The sequence below is a fragment of the Sandaracinaceae bacterium genome, from assembly GCA_016706685.1.
In the GTDB taxonomy this organism is placed as follows: domain Bacteria; phylum Myxococcota_A; class Polyangia; order Polyangiales; family Houyiibacteriaceae; genus JADJJE01.
Map to the genome: position 1 here is coordinate 356920 of JADJJE010000011.1, position 20453 is coordinate 377372.

General features: G+C 71.2%; 17 protein-coding genes and 1 pseudogene. 11 read left to right on the forward strand and 7 right to left on the reverse strand.

The features are described from left to right. Nucleotides 1–9: 9 nt before the first annotated feature. From IPI43_14915 to IPI43_14925, 3 genes and pseudogenes are all read right to left on the reverse strand, one after another. Nucleotides 10–438, reverse strand: coding sequence for a PilZ domain-containing protein (locus IPI43_14915; protein MBK7775396.1), 429 nt, complete (start codon nt 436–438; stop codon nt 10–12). Nucleotides 439–513: 75 nt separating this feature from the next. Continuing rightward, complete coding sequence (locus IPI43_14920; GenBank protein ID MBK7775397.1) at nt 514–1479, reverse strand: metallophosphoesterase; 966 nt, start codon at nt 1477–1479, stop codon at nt 514–516. Further along, nucleotides 1476–2466 (reverse strand): annotated as a pseudogene (locus tag IPI43_14925) (N-acetyl-gamma-glutamyl-phosphate reductase). The gene IPI43_14920 and the pseudogene IPI43_14925 overlap by 4 nt, the downstream one beginning before the upstream one ends. Before the next feature lie 98 nt (nt 2467–2564). Between IPI43_14925 and IPI43_14930 the strand changes: the two are divergent. The 7 genes from IPI43_14930 to IPI43_14960 all read left to right on the forward strand — a co-directional run bounded on the left by IPI43_14930 (nt 2565) and on the right by IPI43_14960 (nt 9236). Then, entirely contained in the window at nt 2565–3809 is a 1245-nt protein-coding gene (locus IPI43_14930; GenBank protein ID MBK7775398.1) for a metallophosphoesterase, read from the forward strand. A 468-nt stretch (nt 3810–4277) separates the two neighbouring features. Next, nucleotides 4278–4895, forward strand: a complete 618-nt coding sequence (locus IPI43_14935) for a TetR/AcrR family transcriptional regulator (protein ID MBK7775399.1) — start codon at nt 4278–4280, stop codon at nt 4893–4895. Nucleotides 4896–5397: 502 nt separating this feature from the next. Then, nucleotides 5398–6072 (forward strand): efflux RND transporter periplasmic adaptor subunit, encoded by a 675-nt coding sequence (locus IPI43_14940; GenBank protein MBK7775400.1) that lies wholly within the window; start codon nt 5398–5400, stop codon nt 6070–6072. Then, complete coding sequence (locus IPI43_14945) at nt 6069–7280, forward strand: ABC transporter permease (protein ID MBK7775401.1); 1212 nt, start codon at nt 6069–6071, stop codon at nt 7278–7280. The genes IPI43_14940 and IPI43_14945 overlap by 4 nt, the downstream gene beginning before the upstream one ends. A 2-nt stretch (nt 7281–7282) precedes the next feature. Then, entirely contained in the window at nt 7283–7981 is a 699-nt protein-coding gene (locus IPI43_14950; protein MBK7775402.1) for an ABC transporter ATP-binding protein, read from the forward strand. Then, a complete protein-coding gene (locus IPI43_14955; GenBank protein MBK7775403.1) occupies nt 7978–8640 on the forward strand; it encodes a hypothetical protein in 663 nt (220 codons plus the stop codon). The genes IPI43_14950 and IPI43_14955 overlap by 4 nt, the downstream gene beginning before the upstream one ends. Nucleotides 8641–8642: 2 nt before the next feature. Further along, nucleotides 8643–9236, forward strand: coding sequence for a TlpA family protein disulfide reductase (locus IPI43_14960; GenBank protein ID MBK7775404.1), 594 nt, complete (start codon nt 8643–8645; stop codon nt 9234–9236). 357 nt (nt 9237–9593) lie between these two features. Here IPI43_14960 and IPI43_14965 read toward each other — a convergent pair whose 3' ends face one another. From IPI43_14965 to pdxH, 3 genes are all read right to left on the reverse strand, one after another. Beyond that, a complete protein-coding gene (locus tag IPI43_14965; GenBank protein MBK7775405.1) occupies nt 9594–11156 on the reverse strand; it encodes a patatin-like phospholipase family protein in 1563 nt (520 codons plus the stop codon). Nucleotides 11157–11785: 629 nt separating this feature from the next. Continuing rightward, nucleotides 11786–12220, reverse strand: a complete 435-nt coding sequence (locus tag IPI43_14970) for a hypothetical protein (GenBank protein MBK7775406.1) — start codon at nt 12218–12220, stop codon at nt 11786–11788. A gap of 88 nt (nt 12221–12308) precedes the next feature. Further along, nucleotides 12309–12890 carry a pyridoxamine 5'-phosphate oxidase gene (gene pdxH / locus IPI43_14975; protein MBK7775407.1) on the reverse strand — a complete coding sequence of 194 codons (582 nt, stop codon included), beginning with the start codon at nt 12888–12890 and terminating at the stop codon, nt 12309–12311. A gap of 124 nt (nt 12891–13014) precedes the next feature. On the opposite strand from pdxH, the gene IPI43_14980 reads away from it, so the two are divergent. Genes IPI43_14980 through IPI43_14990 form a run of 3 tightly spaced genes read left to right on the forward strand, consistent with a single transcriptional unit; the run spans nt 13015 to nt 18499 of the window. After that, complete coding sequence (locus IPI43_14980; protein ID MBK7775408.1) at nt 13015–14634, forward strand: hypothetical protein; 1620 nt, start codon at nt 13015–13017, stop codon at nt 14632–14634. Then, a complete protein-coding gene (locus tag IPI43_14985; GenBank protein ID MBK7775409.1) occupies nt 14553–18197 on the forward strand; it encodes a hypothetical protein in 3645 nt (1214 codons plus the stop codon). Before IPI43_14980 ends, IPI43_14985 begins: the two co-directional genes overlap by 82 nt. Next, complete coding sequence (locus IPI43_14990) at nt 18155–18499, forward strand: hypothetical protein (GenBank protein ID MBK7775410.1); 345 nt, start codon at nt 18155–18157, stop codon at nt 18497–18499. Before IPI43_14985 ends, IPI43_14990 begins: the two co-directional genes overlap by 43 nt. A gap of 26 nt (nt 18500–18525) precedes the next feature. Here the strand turns inward: IPI43_14990 and IPI43_14995 are convergent, their stop codons facing one another. Further along, complete coding sequence (locus IPI43_14995) at nt 18526–19359, reverse strand: class I SAM-dependent methyltransferase (protein MBK7775411.1); 834 nt, start codon at nt 19357–19359, stop codon at nt 18526–18528. Between the two features lie 122 nt (nt 19360–19481). On the opposite strand from IPI43_14995, the gene IPI43_15000 reads away from it, so the two are divergent. Continuing rightward, nucleotides 19482–20453: glycosyltransferase (locus IPI43_15000; protein MBK7775412.1), on the forward strand; the 972-nt coding region annotated here is incomplete at its 3' end.

Below are 20453 nucleotides of genomic sequence, written 5' to 3' on the forward strand. Positions count from 1 at the left end.
TGCGCTCCGTCAGTTCAGCTCGTCCACCCAAACGCACTCGCGCGGCGCCGGCCGGGGTGCGCGCAGCTTGGGCGGGATGCCCACCAGCGCACGAGCCAGGCGCTCGGCCTCGATGTCCGAGTCGTGGATGAACTGGATGGCCATGCCGGCCTTCTTCTCTTCGTTGGCGCGGCGGTGGATCTCCACACGGCACACGCGGCCGAAGAAGAACAGCGGCGCGCGGCCAGCGGGGTCACGCGCCGGCGGCGTGAGCTGCACCACCACCTCTTCGCCCACGTGCAGCGGGTAGTCGCACGTGAGCCACATGCCCTGCGAGCTCAGGTCGGAGACGTGGTGCTCGATGGGCACGTCCCACATGTCGGAGACGAGCTCGCACGCCATGTCGACGTGGCGGCGGATTTCGGAGCGGGCGGAGAGAACTTCGACGGTCTGGATCACGGCTGCACCTCGTGGCTGGGGTCACGGGCAGCATACGACCTTATCCTACATACACACACTTTTCGGCACAGAGGCCTACTGGAGCACGTTGAGGTGGACCTTCCGCGCGGGATCCAGCTCGTAGCGCTGCCCCGTCCAGATGCCGGGCGTGGCAAACGCTTCCTCTTTGCCGATGTCGTAGACCCAGATGCCCTCGCGGCCTCGATAGGTGGCGCTGCCCGCGCAGCACAGGTCGACCGCCACACCGGGCTCGCGCACGTGGTACAGGTCGTGGATGTGGCCGTGGCAGAGGGCGCCACGCTCCACCACCTTCACGCGCTCCAGCAGGTCGTCGGCGTTGATGAGCCCGTGGCGCAGCGAGTCGGGACCGCCGTGGGCCAAGCGCGCCGCATAGTGCGTGGCCAGCATGAGGAAGCGCCCGTTCAGCCGCGGGTGCTGGAGCGCCACCGACAGCGCCTCGAGCTGCTCGTCCGGAATGCGCCCGCTCGAGAAGCGGATGCTCGGGTTGGGGCGTGCGCTGTTGAACGTGATGATGGCCAGGTGCTCCCCGAAGAACCGCACGCGCGGCCAGCCGTCCTCGCCCGCCACTTCCGGCAGGTCGCTGGTCATCAGGTCACCGAAGAGCTGGTCGAAGCGCCCGTCCTCGAGCGTGTCCGGCATGTACAGGTCGTGGTTGCCGGGCACGGTGACGAAGGCCTCCGACGCCTGCACCACGCTGTCCACCACCTGCCGCGCGAAGCGCAGCTCGGGCCAGGTGCCGAAGGCCGTGTAGTCCCCTGTGCAGAGCGAGATCTGCACGCCCTCGCGCGCGATGAACTCCGGCAACGCGCGCACCTTGAGCTCGGCCAGCTTGAAGCGCGGGCGCCGGTGCAGCGCCAGGTTCACGAAGCCCAGCATGCGCTTGTTCATGAACTCGCGCGCCGGCACCTGGCCGAAGCCGTTCTCGAGGTGCACGTCGCTGAAGTGCAGCACGCGGTAGGTGTCGCGCTCGGGCACGCTGGCAATCGGGCGATGCACGTCGGGCGGGGCTACGTCGGTCACGGCCACATCGCAGGCGCGCGCAGACCCTCGCCCTCGTCGAGGCCGAAGCGCACGTTGAACGCCTGGATGGCCTGGCCCGAGGCGCCCTTCACCAGGTTGTCGATGGCGCACATGGCGATGACGCGGCCGGCGCGCTTGTCCACCACGTAGGCCACGTGGGCGCGGTTGCTGCCGCGCACCCAGAGGGTGTCGGGGTGCACGCCCGGGTCGCGCACCACCACCGAGGGGCTGCCCTCGTACAGGCCGCGCGCCGCGTCGGTGCAGTCGGCTGCGGTGACGCCGCCCTTGGCCGTGGCGTAGCAGGTGGCCAGGATGCCGCGCGTCATGGGCAGCAGGTGCGGCACGAACGTGACCCGCAGGTCCACGCCGGCCACGCGCGCGAGCTCTTGCTCCATCTCCGACGTGTGCCGGTGGGCAGCTGCCTTGTAGGCGCGGAAGCCCTCGGCCGTCTCGGGCAGGTGCGTGCTGGGCAGCGCCGTGCGGCCCGCGCCGGACACGCCGCTCTTGGCATCCACGATGATGCCGTGCGGCTCCACCAGGCCCGCCTTCAGCAGCGGCGCGAGCGCCAGGTTGGCGCTGGTGGGGTAGCAGCCCGGCACGGCGATGAGGTCTGCGGTGCGCAGCGCCTCGTTTGTACACGGCGGGGTCGCTGAGCCGGAAGTCGGCCGAGAGGTCCAGCACCACCAGCCCGCGGTCGCGCAGCTCGGACACGATGCCGGCGCTGGCCCCGTGCGGCAGCGCGCAGAACGCCACGTCGGCGCGGCGCGCGGTCTCGTCGGCGTCATAGGACTCGATGAGCCCCGGGTAGATGCCCGCCAGGCTGGGGAGAACATCGGACACGGGCTGGCCGGCCTTGCTCTGCCCGGTGACCAGCGTGACCTGCACGCGCGGGTGCCCCAGCAGGAGACGCATGAGCTCTGCGCCCGTGTAGCCCGAGCCCCCGATGACCGCGACGCGAATGGGTTGGTCCAACTTCTTTTCTTCCATGAGAGACAGCCTCGAAGGGGCACGTTATAGCAGGCTGGACGACGATGGCCTGCCCCCCTCGAATGCCCGCGCTCGCGGTCCTGGTTCTGCTCACGCTGATGCCTGCGTGGGCGCGCGCCGAGGCGGTCTTCCGGACCGAGCCCTACCTGCTGGACCCGCAGCCCCACAGCGTGGTGCTGATGTTCGAGCTGGACGCGGCGCGCGCGGCCGAGGTCACGCTCACCGGGCCCGAGGGCGAGCGCGTGGTCCCGTCGCCCGCCGTGGCCCACCACCTGCTGCGGCTCGAGGGCCTCCTGCCGGACACCGAGTACGCCTACGCGGTGCGGGTGCTGGGCCCCGACCGGCGTGACCACCGCGGCACGTTCCGCACGCCGCGCACACACGACCGCACCGACGCGCGCATCTGCCTCTACGGCGACAGCCGCTCGGGGGAGCCCGAGCACCGGAAGGTGGTCGCGGCCCTGCGGCGCACGCTCGCCCAACACCCCGCCGAGGCGGTGGTCCACCTGGGAGACTTCGCCACCGAGGGCGGCGAGCTCGAGGAGTGGCTGGCGCCGTTCGAGAGCGTCGCGCCGCTGGCCCGCGAGGTGCCGCTGCTGTTCGTGCTGGGCAACCACGAGCTGCTGCCCGACGACACCGGGCGCCCGCACTACCAGCGCTTCTTCGGGCGCGCCTTCGGCGAGCAGGCCTACTACGTGCGCCGCTTCGGGCCGCTGCACCTGGTGGTGCTGGACACCAACACCGACTGGCCCGACGACGAGGCGCAGCTGACCTGGGCGCGCGAGCAGCTGGCCTCGCTGCGGGCCGCACACCCGGACGACTTCATCTTGCTGCTGGCGCACCACCCCATGTTCAGCGGGTCGCTGCACGAAGACCACATGCCGCTGCGCGAGGCGCTCGAGGCCGCGGCGCGCGAGCACGCGGACCTGGTGTTCGGCGGCCACGACCACACCTACGAGCGCGGCACGGTGGACGGCCTGCACTACATCGTGAGCGGCGGGGGCGGCTCGCCGCTCTACGAGATCAACCACCGGCGCGCGGGCCAGCTGGCCTATGTCCCCGAGTACCACTTCCTGTGCTTGGACGCGAACGCTGGGCAGCTGACCCTGCAGGTGACGCGCATGGACGGAAGCCCGCTCGAGCAGTGCACGCTGCGGCGCGGCCAGCCCTTCGTGTGCGCCGACGGAACCCCGCGCGGCGTGATCGGCGGCGAGGCCCCCTGGCGCTTCTGGATGACCAGCCGCTTCTTGTGGCGGCGGCTCGGACCCGCTCTGGCGCTGCTGGCGCTGCTCATCGTGGTGGCGCGCAACGCGCTCGCGCGGCGGCGGGATAGGCGGGAGTAAGGCTCTCGAAGAGCGCGGCCGGCGGTGGTGCGATTCATCTTGCTGCAAGGCATCGTGGGCACCCCCGGCTCGAGCCTGATGATTCGACACATCTTGCTAGGGGCCCTATTCGCCTTGCAGCAAGGTTCCATGGGCACCCCCGGCTGGAAGCCGGGGGCAGCAGACCAGGCCTGGACCTGCCGAAAGTCCGCCCTGGGGCGGACTGCCTGATCGACAGCAGGGTGTGTTCTACCAAGGTTGGCCGGACGCAGTGTCTGGGTACCCTCAGTAGGGCAAACCCTGCTGGTAGCCACGTAGTCCGCCGCCGAAAGGCGGGGGACTTTATGCCCATCAGCCACCTGGTTTGCTGCCCCCGGCTTCCAGCCGGGGGTGCCCATTGTGCCTTGCAGCAAGGTGAATTGCCCCCCGGGCGAGATGAGACCGCACGCACGCTTGCGCGCATGCAAGTAAGCACTTACTCTCTTACGTATGGTCGAGCGCCGCAAGTCCGAGGATCGACAGGTCGAGCTGACCGACGCCGCGCTGCACATCATCGCGACCAAGGGCATCGCGGCCTTGAGCACGCGCAGCCTCGCGGCGCAGGTGGGGCTCTCGTCCGGTGCCATCTTCCGGCACTTTGCGTCGCTCGAAGCGCTGCTGGAAGCTGTGGTGGGGCGCGTGGAAGCGGTTCTCGAGTCCACGTACCCGCCGGCGACGCTCCCCCCTGTGGAGCGCCTCGAGCGCTTCATCGAGGCCCGAAGCACCGCCGTGGGCCATCAGCTCGGCATCCTGCGGCTCGTCCTGTCCGAGCAGTTTCTGCTCGCGCTTCCGGAGAGCAGCTCGGCGCGCCTGGCAGCGTGCGTGCAGAAGACGCGCGCGTTCGTGCTCACGTGCGTGCGCGATGGCCAGCGCGCTGGAGTGCTGCGCACCGACCTGCCCGCCGAGACGCTCGCACCCATCGTGATGGGCACCGTGCAGATGCTGGCGCTGGCTCCCTCGAAGGCTCGGCAGCGTGATGCCGAGGCACGCGCGGTGTTGGGCAGCCTGCTGGCGCTCCTTCGTTCGCCCGCTGTCGCTCCCAAGCCGAGCAGAAAGAGTTCCCCATGAACACCGCGGCTGCCTCCACCCTCTTCCGGCGAGCGCTCGGCATCCTGCGCCGCGGCCTGTGGCTCATCGTGCTGGTCGCGGTCGGGCTGCTGGTCGCGTGGTTCCGGGTGTGGTCGCCCGTCCGCGTGGAGGTCGTTCGCATCGACCGCGGCACCATCACGCAGGAAGCGTTCGGACGCGGGACCATCGAGAGCCAGCGCGAAGCCGCGGTGGGGTTCGACCTGGTGGGCCGGCTCAGCGAGGTGCTCGTGGATGAGGGCGCCCGCGTCACCCTCGGCCAGGAGCTCGCGCGCCTCGAGACGGACCAGGCCGAAGCGGACCTGCGATCCGCGCAGACCGGCATCGGTGCGGCGCGCGCTTCGCTGCATCGCATCGCGGCCGAGGAAGAGCGCGCACGGGCGCTGCTCGCCACGGCCGACCGCGAGGCCGCGCGCTCGCTGGCCCTCTTCGACCTGGGGCCGCGCCGGCTCAGCAGCTCGACGAGGCGCGCGACCGCCTGCGCGTGGCGCGCGCCGAGCTCGATCGCGTTCTGGCTCAGCGTTCCGAGGCGACCCGTGGCATCGACGTGGCCGCCGGCGGCGCCGAGCAACGCCGGGTGGCCATGGTGCGCGCCACGCTGCTGGCGCCCTTCGATGGGCTGGTGACACGCCGGCTGCGCGAACCGGGAGACACCGTGACCGTGGGCTCGACCGTGCTGCGCGTGGTGGACACCCACCGCGTGTACGTCAACGCCGCGGTGGACGAGACCATGCTGCCGCTGCTCGCCACGGATCAGCCCGCCGCGATCTTCTTCCCGGGCACGGAGGGGTCCGTGCCCGGCCGCGTGAGCCGAATCTCCTGGGAGGCCGACCGGCAGACCCACGAGCTGCTGGTGGAGGTCACGCCGGACCAGCTGGAGCGACGCATCGCCATCGGCCAGCGCGCCGACGTGCGGGTGGAAGTCGCGCGCCGCGAGGATGCCCTGCGACTTCCCATTCGGATGCTCCACCACGACGCCGAGGGTGCCTTCGTGTACGCGGACCGCGACGGCCGAATCGCGCTGGTCCGGCCGACGTTCGGCCTCACCGGGGAGGACCACGTCGAGGTGCTCGAGGGGCTCGCGGAGGGCGACGCCGTGCTGGCTGCGCCCAGTGTGGCCGCCACCCTCCCCGTCGGGCGGCGCTGGGTGGCACCGTGAACCTGGCCCTCCGCGACGTTCGCCGGCACCTCGGCCGGTTCATGGGCACTGCCGCGGGGCTCGGCCTGCTCCTGAGCGTGGTGGTCGCGATGCAGGGCATCTACGCCGGCATGGTCGACGACGCCACCATCCTGACCCGGGCGATGCACGCCGACCTGTGGCTCGTTCAGCGCGACACGCGCGGGCCGTTCGCGGAGGGCTCGCGCCTCGACCCGAGCGTGGAGGCGCGAGCCGCGGCGGTGCCGGGCGTTCGCAGCGCGCGCCCCTACACCTACCAGCTCATTCAGCGCGACCACCGCTCTGCCGTGATGCGCATCGCGCTCGTGGGGCTCGGCTGGCCGGACGACCCGGGGCGCTCGCTGCCCCTGGTGCGCGGGCGACGTCTGCAGCAGCCCCACGGCGAGATGATCGTGGATGCCTCCCTCGGGCTGGGCATCGGGGAGTCGCTCGTGTTCGCGGGCGAGCCGTACCGCGTGGTGGGGCTCACGAGCAACGCGCTCACCTCTGGTGGCGAGTCCGTCGCCTTCGTGAGCGTGGCCGACGCCGAGCTCATCGCGTTCGACCAGCCCGCGGAGGCCGCCATGCTGGAGCGTGAGCGCGTGGTGGCGCGCCTGCGGAGCACGGACATCGGCCGCGGGCAGCCGGCTCTCGAGGAGCTCGCCACGGACCCGCGCTGGCGCTCGCCGGCGCTGGCGTCGCCCCCGGTGGCGGCGGTGCTCGTCGAGGCGGACCCGCATCGCATCGCCGAGGTGCGGGAGGTCATGCGCAGCTGGGGCGACGTCAGCGTCTACTCGCAGGGCGAGGAGGAGGCGCTGCTGCTCGGTGGCGTGGTGCAGCGGGCGCGCATGCAGATTGGGCTCTTCACCGTGATCCTCACGCTCACGGCCGCCGTGATCATCATGATGATCATGTACAACCTCACGCTCGAGAAGACGCACGATCTCGCAGTCCTCAAGCTCATGGGGGCGCCCGGCTCCCGCCTCCTCGGGCTGGTGCTCCAGCAGGCCTGGCTGCTGGGTGCGCTCGGCTATGCAGTGGCCTTCGTCATCGGCGAGCTTGCCTATCCGATGTTCCCGCGCCGGGTGCTCATCACGGAGGCCATCTCTATCGTGGCGCCCATCGCGACGATGGCCATCGTCACCCTCGCCAGCATCCTCGGCCTGAACCACGTCATGCGCATCGACCCGTCGGTCGCGCTGGAGGGCTGACCATGGAAGACGCCGTCCGCGCGGTGGAGCTGAGCAAGACCTACGGGACGGGCCCGGCCACCGTGAAGGCGCTGGACCACGTGAGCCTCACGATCCCCCGCGGGACGGTGGCCGCGCTGCTCGGGCCCAGCGGGTCGGGCAAGTCCACGCTCATCAAGGCCTTGGGCTTCGTCTCGCCCGCCGATACGGGTGAGGTGTTCTTCGGGGGGCGCCTCGTCGTGAAGGACGGCGTTCCGCTGGCAGACCTTGCCTACCTGCGCAGGCGTCACCTCGGCTTCGTGTTCCAGAAGGCGAACCTCACGTCGTTCCTCACCGCGCGGGAGAACGTGGAGATCGCGTGCGAGTTCGGTGGCAAGACCGACGGCCGAAAGCGCGCTCGTGAGCTGCTCGAGTACCTGGACGTCGCGGGCCGGGAGCACTCGTACCCCGAGATGCTCAGCGGCGGCGAGCAGCAGCGCGTGGCCATCGCCAGAGCCCTGGCGAACGAACCGTCGTTGATCCTCGCGGACGAACCGACCGCCGCACTCGACAGCGTTCGCAGCCGAAGCGTCATGGAGCTGTTCCGAAAGGTCGCGCACGAGCGCGGCGCGGCGGTGCTGGTGGTCACCCACGACCACCGCGCGCTCGACGTGTTCGACGTGCTCTACGAGATGGAGGATGGCCGGCTCCGCCCGAACGCTGCTACCCTCCCCGCTCGATGAGCGAACGCGACCTCACCGGACGCTGCGGCACGTGTGGATTCTTCGTGGCGCTGCGGCGCGACGACAGCGGCCGCGCCAGCGGAGAGTGTCGCCTGGGCTGCTGGCCCTCGCCGCTGTCCGACACCATGACGTGCTCGAGCCACAAGCCCATTGGGCAGTCGTTCGCGGGTGCGCTGGCCCGCAAGCGCGTGGCCGGTGAGCCCGTGCGGCGTGGGCCGCGCGCAGGCAGCAGCGGTGGCAAGGGCGCCGACGGCGTCAGCTACGAGCCCGAGCAACGGCCGAGCATCCCCAAGGAGATTGGAATCGACATGGACCAAGCCGAATTCAAACAGGTGCTGCGCGAGGTCTTGCTGGAGGAGCTGGGCGTGCGCGACGTGGCGCTCGGTGAGCGCTGGCGCGGGGGCGAGGTGGAGCTCAAGCCCGGGCGCGACGGCGTGGCCAGCAAGAGCGTGCCCATGGACGTGTTCTTCAAGAAGATCGTGCTGGTGCGCGAGAAGCTCCGCGTGCTCGAGCAGAAGATCAACAACTCGGACAACCTGGCCGACGACGAGAAGGTGCAGATGCAGCAGTACGTGACGGCCTGCTACGGCAGCCTCACCACGTTCAACGTGCTGTTCGCGGACCGCGACGACTACTTCACGGGGCAGTCCACCAAGTGAGCGTGCGGGGACGCGGCGCGGCTGGCCTGTGGCTGGCCACGGTGCTGCTGGCGAGCGCCCTCGGGGGTGCGTGCGGCGGCGGCACCAACGCGCGTCACCCCAACGGGCGGCAAGACGATCCCGAAGAGGCAGCCGGCGGCGAAGAACCCGTCAGCGAGGACACGCCCGAGGAGCGCCCCGCCGTGGAGGGCGCGCTCGAGCTCACGCTGGCCCAGCCCGACGGCGCGCTCATGTTCGTGGGCGAGATGCGTGGGCGCCCCGTGCTGCTCTTCTTCTTTGCCACCTACGACGTGGCCAGCCAGGCCAACGTCATGCCGCTGAGCGCCTTTGCCGAGGCACACCCCGAGGTGCGCGTGGTGGCGGTGGCCGTGCAGCCCGACGCGCGCCAGTTCGTGGGTGCCTGGGTGACCGCGCTCAGCCCGCCGTTCGAGGCCGCGTTCGACCCCGACGACGCCATCAGCCAGGGCACCACCGCGCTCGGCCAGCTGGGGGTGCCCACCTTCGTGCTGCTGGATGCCGACGGCGTGCCGCGCGCCGCCCTGGCAGGCGTCCAGACGCAGGCCACCATCGAAGAGATGCTGACCCGGCTGCCGTGAGCTGGCGGCGGTGTTAAGGGGGACTTTCACCTCCTGGGCCAGGCTTGGGCGAGGCATAAAGTCCCCTAGCGGGGACTAGATGGCTGACAGCAGGGTATGCCCTACCAAGGGTACTCAGACACTGCGTCCGGCCATCCTTGGTCGAACGCACCCCATTGTCGACCACCCAGCCTGCCCGAAGGGCGGACTGAATGTGTCCAAGTACCCTTGGTAGAACAGCACCGACTCGCGGCCATCTAGTCCGACCCGCAGGGGCGGACTTTCAGGTCGCCCAGGCCTGGTTTGCTGCCCTCGGCTTCAGCCGGGGTGCCCCTCAACGGCCCATCGTCAACTTGTCAACACCACTGCGCCCAGCCACTACAGCCCGATGCCCAGCTGCGCGCGCGACACCCCCGCGCTGGTGATGACGCCACGCTGCGTGCTGGCCTCTTCCGGGTCGCGGAACGTGATGCCGTGCCGCCCGAAGTCGCGCTGCAGGTCGTCGTACGACGTGCGGATCTTGTCCACCGTGTTGCGGTAGGCCACGTCCTCCACCTCGCGCCGGTAGAAGTACTTCATGGGCGAGCCACCCAGGATGCGCATCTCGTCGCCGTAGGGGCGGAACAGGTAGAAGCTGACCTCGGGGTGCATCTCGCGGATGGACCGCACGGCCTTGTCGAAGCGCCCGTTGATGAGCGCCTTGAGCCCCTGCATGGTGGAGTAGACGCCGCCGCGGGAGTGCACGTGACCGGCCGTGTCCGAGAACACCGGCACCAGCGGGTCGATCAGGATGACCATGGTGGCGCCCTGCCGCACGGCCACGCGCATGTTGGTGGTGCGCGTGAAGGCGCCGTCGATGTAGTAGCGCCCGTCGATGCGCTCCGGCGCGTAGAACGGCACGAGCGCGGCCGAGGCCCGCACGGCCTTGTGCACGGGCACGTGGCGGAAGCCCTCTTCGCCGAACACCACCGCCTGCGAGGTGTCCTGGTCCGTGGCCCCCACGAACAGCGGCCGGCGCAGGTCATCGAAGTGGTTGCGCATGCCCGGGCGCGTGAGGTGCCGCTCCAGGTAGTCGCGCAGCTTGTCGCCCGCGAAGATGCCCCCGGGCACGGCGCGGAACACCGACGAGAGCGCGCCACGCGGGCCCTCACCGCCGCGCACCAGCTCGGAGGCGGCCCTGGCCACGCGAGGCCCCAGCTCCTTCAAGTTGGGATCGAAGATGTCGGAGCGGCGAATCGGGTCGACACGGGCCCGCCCCCCGGCCAGGCCGCGGCCAATCTCGTCGGGGCCCACGCCGTTGGCCAACATGCAGCCGATGAGCGCGCCGGCGCTGATGCCGCAGAAGAGGTCGAAGTCCACGATGGCGCGGTCCACCAGGAACGACTCGAGCGCGCGCAGCACGCCAATCTCGTAGAACAGGCCCTCCACGCCCCCGCCCGCCAGGCAGATGGCCACCTTGCCGGCGCGCAGGCGCTCGGTCTGCAGCGCGATCTGCGCCTCGAGCGCGTCCAGGTTGGGCCGGTCCAGCACCGCGCGCAGGCGATACGTGCCGAAGTGGAATGCGGCGTCGGCCCCGCCCCGCCCCACGATGCCGATGACCCGGTCGCGCTGCACCGCTGCGTGCAGCTCATCGTCCGGGAAGAGGCGCGCCAAGAGCTGCCCCGCGCGGGTGAGCGCGAAGGGCCCCTGCTGGCTGGGGCTGTCCACGTCGCCCGTGAGCGGCTGCTCGCGCGTGTCGATGACCAGCGCGTCCACGGACTGCTCGGCCAGCACCCGCATGGCCACACCCGGGTCGCTCACCGTGTAGAAGCGCAGCGTGCCGCCGGGCCGCTGGTAGATGAAGGCGCCATCCCCCGCGCGCCGGGCCCCCTCGCGCATCAGCAGGAGGTCCTGAGCCCGCGCGTCATCGAGCGGCGCGCCCACGTACAGAACGGTGTGCATCGGGGGGGTGTAGGGTCGAAGGGTGCCGGTGCGCAACCCAGGCCCCTCCCTGGGCATGCGGCCACTTCACGTGGGCGTGGGCGTTGACGGCGACGGCGACGGCGACGGCTATCGACTCATCACAAGTTCGTCGGGGCAGTCCGAGGCCGAGTGGATTCTGCAGGTTCCGTTCTGGGCCTTATTTCAAGCCACTTTTGGCGCCCCGGCTTGAAAAGCCGGGGCAGCGGGTCCTGGGCCTCGCTCCGGGGACAAGTCCTCCCTCCGAGGGAGGACTCAGCTTGGGTGGACTAGAGGAGCTCGAGGTGGCTGGCTGTGGAGGGTTTGGGGCCCGTCGAGGCCTCGAAGGCCTCATGGTTGGTCGTGACTTGCCAAACCCACCCGCCTTGGAACGACTAATCGATGAGTAAGCAGCTCGGATCTCGCCCAGCAGATGATCTCGAGGCTCAACACTTTACCCGCTTCCGAGGCTGAGTCCTCCCTTGGAGGGAGGACTTGTCCCCGAAGCCAGGCGAAGGTCCCGCTGCCCCGGCTTTCAAGCCGGGGCGCCCAAGTGCCTTGATACAAGCCGCTTCCGGCCCAGCGAGAGTCGGCCAGGGTCCTTGGGACGGCTCCGGTGACCATGGGTTCGCTCAGGAGGAGACGTACTTGTCCACGCTCAGCGCCCAGCGGATTTCATCAATGATGTCCGAGATCTCGCCGGTGTCCTTCTCGTACGTGACCTCGTGCCAGACATCGAGGACGCGCGAGTCGTCGACCGGGTCCAGCACCTTCACGGTCTTGGCGTCCGCCTCCGCGTAGCCGCGGGCTCCGGCGCTCTCGCCCACCATGCTGCGGACGCGGTCGAACAGCTGCTCGGCCATCTCGTTGGGGAAGTCCGAGCGCTGCGTGCGGGCCGTGAACGACACGCGCGCGTGGTCTCGGAGCCGAAGCCGAACGCCCGAGTCCATGATGTGGAACCGCACGCGCTCAGCGATGTGAATCTCTTGGTCTTCGGTGCGGTACACCTCCACACCGGCTTGGTGGAGGGCGGACTGCACGGTGCTTAGATCGGCGAGGCGGGACACGCTTTCCTCTCGGACTTTCGGAACGCTGGTCAAACCTTACGTAGGATAGCCTCCCCGTGCTGAAGACTGCAACGACGAAGAACAGAACTCAGGGCGCGAGGCGGCGCATGGACCAGCCGGCAGCGGTGCGCGTGTACTCGAAGCGGTCGTGCAGGCGGTCGGCGTCGGCGAACCAGAGCTCGATGGTGCTCGGGACCAGGCGGTAGCCGCCCCAGCGCGGGGGGCGCGGCACGGGGCCTGCGGCGAAGCGCTCGTCGGCCTCTTGCACGCGGGCCGCGAGGGCTGCGCGGTCGGGGATCTCCTGGCTCTGCGGAGAGGCCCAGGCGCCCACCTGGCTGCCGCGCGGGCGGCTGGCGAAGTAGGCGTCGCTGACGGCGTCGGGGGCCTCCGTGACGCGGCCCTCCACGCGCACCTGCACGCCCGTCGAGGACCAGTGGTAGGCCAGCGCCGCCACGCCACGGGCCAGCTCGCGGCCCTTGCGGCTGTCGCGGTGCGTGTAGAACACGAAGCCCTGCTCGCTCACGTCGCGCACCAGCACGAAGCGCACGGACGGCACGCCGGCGTCACTGGCGGTGGCCAGGGCCGCGCGGTCGGGCTCGAAGCTCTCGCTCTGCGCGGCCTCGCGGTGGAGCCTCACGAACCAGGCGATCGGGTCGGCCTCGGGGTGCATCGCCGGGTTATGACCTCCGGGCGCTTGGCACGCCATGCCAGGTCACCCCCATGAAGGGAAAGCTACACTGGTGTCGGACAAAGCTAGCTTTGCGGGGGCGCGCTCGTGATACCGTCTCGCCTCCATGACTGGAAGCGCCGAGGAGCTCATCGCCCGCCTGCGGGCCAACCCCGAGGACCCTGCTGCGTTCGCCGAGCTCCGCGCGCACTATCACCGCATTGGTGATCACGCGTCGCTCGCGAACTTGTTGGTGGGGTGGGCCGGGCGCACCCAAGACCACGGCTCGGCGGCCACCGCCTTCGTGCAAGCGGCCGATCTCATCGCGCGCTACGTGAACGACATCCCGCGCGCGATCGCGGTGTACGAGCAGGCGCTCGAGCGGCAGCCCACGCACGCCGACGCCACCGCGCGGCTCGAGAAGCTGTTTCAGCACACGGGCGAAGCGCGCCGGCTCATCGACCTGTACGAGCGGCGCATCAAGGCCCTCACGCGCTTGCAGGGTGAGCCGCGCGTCATCGCCGAGCTGCACGAGAAGGTGGCGGGCATCTGGCTCGAGCACTTCCAGCGCGCCGACAAGGGCGTGGCCAGCTACCGCGCCGCGTTCGAGCTGGACCCCACGCGCGTGTCGGCCATCTACGCCGCGCGCGAGATCTACCGCGAGGCCGGCAACCTGAAGGCCGCCATTCCGCTCTACCAGCTGGAGGCCAACGCCGAGCCCGACGCCGCGCGCCGCGTGGGCCTGCTGCGCGAGCTGGCCAGCATTCGCCGCGAGCACGCGCACGATCTCGCGGGCGCCATCACGTCGCTGCAAGAAGCCCTGCGCATTGTGCCCGATGACGCGAGCGTGCTGCACGAGCTGGCCACGCTGCGCCTCGAGCACGCCGCGGCGGGTGGACCAGACGCCGACGCCGAGCGCCGTGAGGCCGCCGACCTGCTCTTCCAGCTGGCCCAGCTGTTGGGCGGCGAGCACGCGCTGGCCTATGCCTGCGCTTCGCTAGACGCCGCGCCGGACTTCGAGCCCGCGCTCGACTACCTGGAGCGCCTGGCCGCCGAGCACAACCGGGGCGACCTGCTGCCCGCGCGCTGGGTGGGCTTCGTGGCCACCGCCGAAGACGGGCCGGGCGCGCGCCGCCGCCGCCACGACCTGGCCACCGCCTACGTGGAGGCGGGCCAGCCCAAGGACGCCATCAACTGCCTCGAGCCGCTGCTCACGCTGGGTGACGTGGACGCCGCGCAAGCGCTGGTGCGCCTGTACCGCGACGCGGGCCGCGATGACGACGCCGAGCGCGCGCTGTCCATCTCCATGGCCGCGCTGCCCATGGACGAGCGCCTCCCGCGCATGCAAGAGCGCGTGAAGAAGTTCCACGCGGCGGGCAACCTCGAGCGCGCCGAGATCACGGCCACCGAGCTGCTGGCGCTGGACCCCAGCAACGCCGTGGCCATCGAGATGCTGGTGCAGATTCGGCGCGGCGCGGGCGACCTGTCCGGCGCGCGTGACCTGCTGCACTCGGGCGCCAGCAACCCCGGCGTGGAGACGCCGCGGCGCGTGGAGCTGCTGCACCAGGTGGCGCAGCTGTGCGAGGCCGAGCTGGGTGACGTGGACGGCGCCGTGGGTGCCTGGCGCGCCATCGCCGCGCTGGCCCGCAAGAGACGCAGCCGCGCGTGGAGCTGCTGCGCCTCTTGGAGAAGGCCGGGCGCTGGGACGACCTGGTGGAGCTGCTGGAGCGGCAGCTGGGCCACATGACCGACGACAAGGCGCAGGCGGCCCTGCTGCGGCGCATCGCGCGCGTGCACCGCGACATGCGGCACGACGACGAGGCCAGCATCGTGGCGCTGAACGCGCTGCGCGGCATTCGCCCCAACGACGCCGCCGTGCGGTCCGAGCTGATTGACCTGATGACCGCGCGCGAGGCGTGGCAGAGCCTCTTGCCGCTGCTCAAGCAGCGCGGGCAAGACGAGGGCGAGACGCACGACGCGCGCGTGAGCGCGTGGGCCACGCTGGCGCAGATCTGCGAGACGCGCCTGAATCAAGACGAAGACGCGCACTACGCCGCCAGCCAGTGGGCCGCGCTGGCACCCACCGAGCCGCTTGCGCTCGACGTGATGGAGCGCGTGAACACGCGCCTCGACCGGCACGACCGGCAGGTGGAGACGCTGCTGCGCCGCGTGGACCTGGCCACCGATGACGCCACGCGCGGGGCCCTGCTGCGGCGCGTGGCCGACCTGTGCGCCGTGCGCCTGGGCGACGAAGCGCAGGCCATCACGCACCTGGAGCACGCGCTGCGGCTCGACCCGCAGGACGCCGCCGCCATGGACGCCATCGCGCCGCTGTACACGCGCGCGGGCCGCTCCGAGCAGTGGGTGGCGCTCATGCAGGACAAGCTGCGCCTCGAGACCGACCCGGCTCGCCAGGCGGAGCTGCGCCGCGTGATCGCGCGCATGCTCACCACCCTGCCCGGCCGCGAGGCCGACGCGCTGAACGCTTGGCGCAAGGTGCGCGACGACGCCGGTGGCGACGCCGAGACGCTGGAAGCGCTGCGCTCGCTGCTGGGCGAAGGCAACGAGGCCGAGCTGGCCGACGTGCTGGGCGCGCTGGCCGCCACGGCCGACGGCGAGAGCGAAGACGACCTGATTGGCCTGCGCATGCTGTACGTGCAGCAGGCTGGCCTGCTGGACAAGCTGGGGCGCGAGAAGGAGGCCGCCGCGGCCCTGCGCGCGGCGCTGGACGCCGACCCGGAGCACATGCCCAGCGTGCGGCGCCTGGTGGCCATCTGCGAGGCCGCGGAGGACCACCCGGGCCTGGTGGACGCGCTCGAGCGCCAGATGGCCATCACCGAGGACGCCGACCTGCAGGTGCCCATCGCCGAGCGCATCATCAAGCTGTCGCGCGAGACGCTGGCCACGCCCGAGCGCGCCGTGCCGGCGTACACCGCGTGGATCACCGCTGAGCCCACGGCCCTGCCGCCGCTGGTGGGCCTGGCCGAGGTGTATGGCCTGACGGGCCAGCCCGAGTACCAGCGCGACGTGCTGGACCGCTTGGTGGCCGTGTCGCACGGCACCGACGTGAAGCTGTCCTACCGCTACGCGCGTGAGGTGGCGAAGGTGTGCCACGAGAAGCTGGACGACGCCGAGGGCGCCTACCAGCGCTTGCTGCCGGGCACGCTGGCGGGCGACGAGCAGAGCGAGCAGGCCCTGCACGCGCTGGCGCTGGCCACCGGGCGCGCGGCCACGCTGGGTGACCTGTACGCCGGCATGGCGCACCAACAGGGCGGCGGCGCGGGCTCGAAGGCGCGCTGGCTGCTGGCGCGCGACGTGTACGCCGAGCACGCCAAGGACGGGCCGAAGGCGCTGGACGCGCTGCTGCGCGCGTTTGCGCTCGACCTGGACGACGCGGCGCTGCTGGACGAAGTGGACGCCATGGTGGTGGCGCAAGAGGCGTACCCGCGGCTCGAGCAGGTGTACGAGACGCTGCTGCGGCGCGCCGAGACGCCCACCGCGAAGGTGGCCCTGCTGCTGCGCCACGCGGGCATCTTGGAGAGCAAGGCCGCGGCCCCGGGCGACGCACTCGACCGCGTGCTGCGCGCCATCAGCCTGACGCCCACGGACGAGGCCCTGTTCGAGCGGGCCGAGGCGCTGGCCGCCACCACCGGGCGCGCAGCGGACCTGCTGCCGGCGCTGGACAAGCGCGCCAACGCGTTCAGCAACCCGGCCGACGCGGTGCCCGCCGTGCTGCGGGCCGCGCGCTACGCCGCCACCCAGGTGGGCGACGCCGAGGCCGCCATGCGCTACGTGCGCAAGGCCACGTCGCTGGCGCACGGCAACGCCGATGCGCTGGGCGAGATTGAGACCCTGGTGCGCGGCATGGACGAGGCGGCCGGCGGCGACACGCTGCGGCGCGCGCTGATTGCCACCTACCGCGAGACCGCCGAGTTTGCGGGGCCGAAGGGCGTGCCCGCGCTGCTGCGCGCCGCCGACCTGCTGAAGCAGCTGGGCAACGCCGCCGAGGCGCGCGCCACCGTGGAGCAGGCCGTGCGCAACGCGCCGCTGGACGACGGCGCCTACCGCGCGCTGGCCGCGCTGTCCGAGGGTGACGAGGGCGCGAAGCAGCTGGACCGGCTGCTGTCGGACCTGATTGACGACGCGCTGGACGCCACCGTGGCGGGCACGCTCTACCGCCGCCGCGGCGAGCTGTTGGTGGCGCGCGGGCAGCACAGCGAAGCGGCCGACGTGTTCCAGCAGCTGCTCACGCTGGACAGCCACAACGTGGCCGCGCGCGAGGCGCTGCTCACTTCGCTGGAAGCCGCCAACCGCCACCAAGACCTGACCATGGCCATCGAGGGCGACCTGCGGCGCAGCACCGACGCAGCGCACAAGCTGGCCCTGCGCAAGCGCCTGGCCGCCATCTGGGAGGGGCCGCTCGACAACCGCTTCGAGGCGCTGGACGTCTGGAAGCAGGTGCTGCGCGAGGCCTCGCGCGATGAAGACGCGCTGGCCGCCGTGGCACGCCTCGAGGCCGCCGGGCGCGCCGTGAGCGAGGGCGACGACGAGGACGACGAGCTGCTGTCCATCCCGCCCTCGCCCAGGCCGCCCTCGGTGGTGCCTGCCGCGCTGGCGCATGACGATGAAGACGGGGACGGGACGGCGACCGAGTCCGATGCGGCGTCCACCGACCGCAAGACCCAGCCGGATGCCGCCGAAGACGCCGCCGAGCTGACCAACCCGTCCATTGCGCTGCCGGATGATGCGCAAGAGCCCGCGGCCGCCAGCGAGCCCGCCCCGGCTGGCGAGAGCCCCCCCCCTGCCCCTGCCCGCCACGCCGTGCGCCCGTCTGCGCCGCCCCCGTGGCGCGGGCGTCTTCGCTGCCGCCCCGCCGCTGCCCCCGCGCGCGTCCTCCGCGCCGCCTCCGCCTCCGCGCGCGTCCTCGGCGCCGCCTCCGCCGCCCCCCCGGGCCGCGTCCGTGCCGCCCCCGGCTCCCCCTGTGGCCGCGCCCCCCGTGGTGCCCCCACGGCCGCCTGCCGCCGCCGCCCCGCCCCCCCCGCGGGCCTCCGTGCCGCCGCCGCCCCTGCCCCCCGTGGCGCGCCCTCCCGGCCGTGCTTCGGCGCCAGGCCTGCCCCCCCTGCCCGGCTTTGCCGCCGCCCCGCCGCCCATGCCCCCGCCGCCCCCGCGGGCGTCCGTGGCCCCGCCCCTGCCGAGCTCACGCTCCATCCCGCCCCCGCCCCTGCCCCCACGGGCTTCGGCGGCGCCGCCCCTGCCCGCCCCGCCCCATGCCGGCGGCCCCCGAGTTCACCGACGAGGTCACCTCCGTGACCCAGCACGACTCCGAGCCCGCGCCCGCTGCCGTGGCCGAGGCCGAAGGCATGATGGACCCGTTCGACACCGGCCGCGTGAGCTTCCCGTCGGACGACGGGATCTTCGTGGGCGGCGACGGGATGACCGAGAGCCAGGTGGCCGCGCTGCCGAAGGGCGACGAGGAGGCGGCCGATGATGGCGACCTGCTCGAGCTGGACGACGAGGAGTTCGAGGACTTGGATGGCGACGACGACGTGCTGGACGTGACGTCGACGGAGTTCGACTTGGCGGACCTGCCGGAGGACGACGGGAAGGCCTGAGCGGTCGGCGCTGGTCCTGCGACGCCTCAGGGTGCGCGGCGGAAGCCCACCGCGCACCAGTAGGGCTCGCCCTCGGAGAAGCGCACGCGCTCGAGCCCGGCGGCCTCCATCATCGAGCGGATCTCGTCGCGCGTGAAGCGCTGCTCGAGCGGCGTGCCGAACCGGTCTCGCGCGTCGGTGCGCATCGTGTAGAACGACAGGTGCCGGTACGCCGAGAGGGGCACGTGATGCACATCAGCGCCCAGCGTCTCGGCGACCGCAGCCCCCCGCGCCAGCGGCCAGTACACGCCTGCTGCGAGCACGTCGCACACCGCGGCCTTGGCCGTGCGAGGAAGCTTCGAGATGCGGTTGCGAAGCAGCTCCGACGCTTTCCAGGTGAGCGCGAACCACTTGGGCCGGTTGTCGAAGCGATAGTAGAGATAGAGCAGCAGGGGAGCACCCGGCTTGAGGGCACGCGCACACGCCTTGATGGCGTCGGGCGTGGACGGTACGTGGTGCAGCACCCCCAGGCTGTACAGGAAGTCGAGCGACCCAGGCTCGAAAGGCAGCTCATCCACGCTCGCCAACGCGAAGTCGCAACCTGGAACGCCCGCCAGCTGCGCCTTGGCCACGGCCAGCGCTTCGGAGCTCGCGTCCACGCACGTCAGGTGACCTACGCGCGGCGCCGCCAGGCGTGCCCAGCGGCCCGTCCCGCAGCCGATGTCCGCGCCCCGGGCATCCTTCGGCAGGTCGTCCCATGGAAACACCGAGAAATAGGCGTTGAAGAGCCGTTGTTGCTCCTCGGCGGGGAGCGCATCTTGCTGAAAGCGCGACCACTCGTCGCCAAAGGAAGCGACCGTGCTGGGGTCGAGGTTGGACATCGGCTCGATGATGGAGGCGCTCCCGACCCCAGGCAAGTTGGGAAGCGTGAGGGCAGCGCGCACAGACGCCTACACTTGCGAGTCGACGACGATTCTGCGACAAGACCTGTCACGTGCTGCCGGTGCTCTACATCTCCTACGATGGAATGCTCGAGCCGCTCGGACAGAGTCAGGTCTTGGCATACCTTGCCGAACTGGCTGACGGCGGGCCGGTCCATCTGATCTCGTTCGAGAAGGCGGCTGACCGCCAGGACGCCGCGCGCATGACTGCCATGCGCCGCCGCCTCACAGCGGCCAACATTCGCTGGTATCCACTCGCCTACCACAAGTCACCATCGGCGCCCGCGACCGCGTTCGACATCGCGATGGGGACGCAGCTCGCCATTCGCATTGCACGACGAGAGCGCGTCGGCATCGTTCACGCACGCTCGTACGTTCCGGCGCTCATGGCGCTCGGGGTGCAGGCCGCTACCCGCGCAAAGTTCTTGTTCGACATGCGCGGGCTGTGGGCCGACGAACGCGTCGACGGCGGCCTCTGGCCTGCGGACGGGCGGCTCTACAGAGTCGCCAAGGCTCTCGAGCGCCGGTTCTTGTTGGGGGCGGACCACGTCGTGACGCTCACCAATGCGTCGGCCACCGAGATCGCGACGTTTCCATACCTGCAGAGCTGCCCCGTCAACATGACCGTCATCCCCACCTGCGCGGACCTCGACCGCTTCAGCCCAGCTACCGAGCACCCCCCCCAGGGGCAGTTCACGCTGGGGTACGTGGGGTCGGTCGGCACCTGGTACCTCTTCGACGAGGTCATCGCGTTCTACCGGGCCATAGAACAGCGCCGCCCAGACGCGCGCATGCTCATCGTGAACCGCAACGAGCACGAGTACATCACCGGCGCCCTCGCGGCGGCGGGCATCCGGCGCGACCAATATGAGCTGGTGGCGGCGGAACACCGAGACGTCCCGGCGTTGATCCGGCGCATGACGGTGGGCGCCGCCATCATCAAGCCTGCGTACTCCAAGATCGCCAGCGCGCCCACCAAGCTCGCCGAGTATCTGGGCTGCGGAGTCCCTTGCGTGGGGAACACGCGGGTCGGC

Excerpts from the sequence above, each read along its gene's own strand:
- IPI43_14990 (MBK7775410.1), top strand. The coding sequence starts at position 18,155 with ATGCCGGCGGCCCCCGAGTTCACCGACGAGGTCACCTCCGTGACCCAG.
- IPI43_14950 (MBK7775402.1), top strand. The coding sequence starts at position 7,283 with ATGGAAGACGCCGTCCGCGCGGTGGAGCTGAGCAAGACCTACGGGACG.
- IPI43_14995 (MBK7775411.1), bottom strand. The coding sequence starts at position 19,359 with ATGTCCAACCTCGACCCCAGCACGGTCGCTTCCTTTGGCGACGAGTGG.
- pdxH (MBK7775407.1), bottom strand. The coding sequence starts at position 12,890 with ATGCACCCCGAGGCCGACCCGATCGCCTGGTTCGTGAGGCTCCACCGC.
- IPI43_14965 (MBK7775405.1), bottom strand. The coding sequence starts at position 11,156 with ATGCACACCGTTCTGTACGTGGGCGCGCCGCTCGATGACGCGCGGGCT.
- IPI43_14980 (MBK7775408.1), top strand. The coding sequence starts at position 13,015 with ATGACTGGAAGCGCCGAGGAGCTCATCGCCCGCCTGCGGGCCAACCCC.
- IPI43_14955 (MBK7775403.1), top strand. The coding sequence starts at position 7,978 with ATGAGCGAACGCGACCTCACCGGACGCTGCGGCACGTGTGGATTCTTC.
- IPI43_14930 (MBK7775398.1), top strand. The coding sequence starts at position 2,565 with ATGCCTGCGTGGGCGCGCGCCGAGGCGGTCTTCCGGACCGAGCCCTAC.
- IPI43_14935 (MBK7775399.1), top strand. The coding sequence starts at position 4,278 with ATGGTCGAGCGCCGCAAGTCCGAGGATCGACAGGTCGAGCTGACCGAC.